Consider the following 2,560-nt stretch of genomic DNA (forward strand, 5'->3'; position numbering starts at 1 on the left):
CCCCCACGTGCCGCCGTGGTGGCTCCACGCGACGCGGTGCTGCAGCAGCACGCCGCGGTCCGGGTCGTGCACGAGGAGGCCGGCCGCGCCGTACGCGCCCCAGAACCGCTGGCCGTCGGGGCCCTCGACCCACGCGTCTCCGCTGTCGCGATGCGCCCCGCGCGGGGGCTCGGGCGGGCGCACGGCGGTCATGGATCCACCATCTCACGGGCACCTTCGATAGCGTCGGGGCATGTCGTGCATCAGGTTCACCACCGCCGCGCAGCTCGAGGCCCTGCACCGGACCGCGCCCGCCGTCCTCACCGCGGAGCAGGCGGCCGCGCTGCATCCCGCGCCCGAGGTCACGCCCAGCAAGATCCGCCGTCTGCGCCTGCTCGCCGAGCACCGCGACCCCAAGGTGCGGGAGAGCGTCGCGAGCAGCCTGCACGCGCCGATCGACGTGCAGCGTGCGCTCGCGCGCGACGCCGACGAGGGCGTCCGTGCATGTCTCGCCCGGAACTCCGCCGCGCCGGCCGCCGTGCTCACGATGCTCGTGGGCGACACCTCGGAGCGCGTCCGCTCCTGGCTGGCGGTCAACGACGCGACGCCGCGCGCCGCGGTCGCGATGCTCGAGTGCGACGAGTCGCCCGCGGTGCGCGACCTGCTGCGCTGGCGCGAGGCGCACATCGAGGCCCCGGCCGAGCCGGAGCCCGCCGAGGTCGTCGAGGTCGTCGCGCACTGACCCAGACGAGCATCACCTGACGCGCGTCAGCCGACCCGCGTCAGGCCCGCCCCTCCGCCACGTCGCGCGCCTTCGCCGTGCTGCGCCGGTCGCCCGGGTAGTGCACGGGCCGCATGCCGAGCACGATCTTGCCGCGCGCGTGTCGGCGCTCGAGGTCGTCGAACGCCTCCTGGACCTCGGCCAGCGGGTAGAAGCCTGAGACGAGCACGTCGACCTCGCGCTTGGCGGCGAGCTCCGCGACCGTCGCGAGCGTGCGGGAGCGGTGCACGTCGTCCTCCTCCACGGGCGGCAGGACGGCCTCGAGCTCGATCTCCCGGCGGTCGTCGCTCGAGCTGAAGCGCTTCCCCGCCACCCCGAGCTCCTCGGCCACCTGCTCGCCGCCGCCGAAGTTGTCGACGAAGCCCTGCACGCCGTTCGGCGCGGCAGCGCGGATCCGGTCGGCCAGGCCGTCGCCGTAGACGACCGGGGTGACGCCGATCTGGCGCAGGTAGTCGAAGTTCCGCTCGCCGCACGTGCCGATGACGCGGGCGCCGCGCCGCATGGCGAGCTGCGCCTCGATGCTGCCGACGCCGCCGGCCGCCGCGGTGACCACGAGGGTGTCGCCCTCGCCGACCGTCACGGCGTGCAGCACGTCGTGGGCCACGAGGCCCGCGAGGAAGAGGCCCCCGGCGATCTCCCACGGGAGCGCGGCGGGCTTCAGGACGACGTTGCCCGCTGGCACGACCACGTGCGTCGCGTGCGCCGCCATCACGGTGTGGCCGAGGACGTCCTGGCCCTTCCTGAACCGGGTGACGCCCTCGCCGACCGCGGCGATGCAGCCGGCGAAGTCGCTGCCCTGGCCGTTGGGGAAGGACGTCGGCACCTCGTCGGGGAAGCGCCCCTGCCGGATGTACGCCTCGATGTGGTTGATGCCCGCCGCGAAGACCTCGACGAGCACCTCGCCGGGGCCGGGCGAGGGACGCGGGACGTCGACGACCTCGAGGACGTCGACGCCGCCGAAGGACCCGAACTGCACCTGCTGGCTGGTGGATCGCGATGAAGGGCTCATGGCCGTCATCCTGCCGCTCCGGCTCGCGACGCGCGAGGGCGCGGAGCCGATCGTGAGACCTCGTTCGTAGACTGGACGCGGCGGACCTGCCCGGAGTCGGTCGCGATCGGAGTCACGTGCAGAGGATCCTCGGCGGCGTGCGCCTCATCGCCGCGATCGTCGTGGTCGTCGCCCTGGTCGCGGACTTCGACTACGTGCAGGGCTTCACGACGTTCGCGGCCGAGAACTGGTTCAGCTACTTCACGACGCAGAGCGCGATGGCCGGCGTCGTCGTGCTCGCCGCGTCCGGCGTGCACGCGCTCCGCGGAGGCGTCGAGCCGGCGCTCATGGCCGCCGTGCGCGCGGTCGTCCTCAGCTACGTCGTGGTGTCGGGCGTGGTCTTCGGCCTCATCGTGCTCGAGTCCAGCTCGCAGGCCTACTACGTCGAGGTGCCGTGGTCGAGCCGGCTGCTGCACTTCGTGATCCCCGCGTACGCGCTCCTCGACTGGACCCTCGCGCCCGGTCGGCCGCGCGTCACGTGGAAGGCCGTGGGCTGGGCGATGCTCTTCCCCGTTGCCTGGTGCGCGTTCACGGAGGTCCGCGGTCCGCGCGTCGGCTGGTACCCGTACTTCTTCCTCGACCCGGCGCAGGTCGGCGTCCCGTTCGAGATCGCCGCGTGGATGGCGCTCGTCGCGGGCGTGCTGGCCGGGGTGTCCGCGTCCGTCGTGGCGCTCAGCCGGGTGCGGCCGGCGGAGGTCGGACCCCGGGACGGCGCGCGCCCGGGAGGCGGGGAGCCGGAGGAGGTGGGCGCC

At 74.1% G+C, this 2,560-nt stretch carries 3 protein-coding genes and 1 pseudogene; 2 read left to right on the forward strand and 2 right to left on the reverse strand.

The window, feature by feature from the left end; translation table 11 throughout:
- Window positions 1-192 (reverse strand): annotated as a pseudogene (locus DZG00_RS14470) (NTP pyrophosphohydrolase); the annotation flags it as partial.
- 40 nt (window positions 193-232) lie between these two features.
- On the opposite strand from DZG00_RS14470, the gene DZG00_RS14475 reads away from it, so the two are divergent.
- Window positions 233-721 carry a hypothetical protein gene (locus tag DZG00_RS14475; protein ID WP_119382955.1) on the forward strand — a complete coding sequence of 163 codons (489 nt, stop codon included), beginning with the start codon at window positions 233-235 and terminating at the stop codon, window positions 719-721.
- A gap of 40 nt (window positions 722-761) precedes the next feature.
- On the opposite strand, the gene DZG00_RS14480 is transcribed toward DZG00_RS14475, so the two are convergent.
- On the reverse strand, window positions 762-1,769 hold the full coding sequence (locus DZG00_RS14480; RefSeq protein ID WP_233549171.1) for an NADP-dependent oxidoreductase: 1,008 nt from the start codon (window positions 1,767-1,769) through the stop codon (window positions 762-764).
- A gap of 116 nt (window positions 1,770-1,885) precedes the next feature.
- Here DZG00_RS14480 and DZG00_RS14485 point away from each other — a divergent pair.
- Window positions 1,886-2,560: Pr6Pr family membrane protein (locus DZG00_RS14485; RefSeq protein ID WP_119455771.1), on the forward strand; the 675-nt coding region annotated here is incomplete at its 3' end.

Origin of the sequence: Clavibacter lycopersici, from assembly GCF_003576405.1 — a bacterium.
GTDB lineage: Bacteria > Actinomycetota > Actinomycetes > Actinomycetales > Microbacteriaceae > Clavibacter > Clavibacter lycopersici.

Bases quoted from the DNA above. Each gene is read 5' to 3' on its own strand.
- DZG00_RS14475 (WP_119382955.1), top strand. From the start codon at position 233: ATGTCGTGCATCAGGTTCACCACCGCCGCGCAGCTCGAGGCCCTGCAC.
- DZG00_RS14480 (WP_233549171.1), bottom strand. From the start codon at position 1,769: ATGAGCCCTTCATCGCGATCCACCAGCCAGCAGGTGCAGTTCGGGTCC.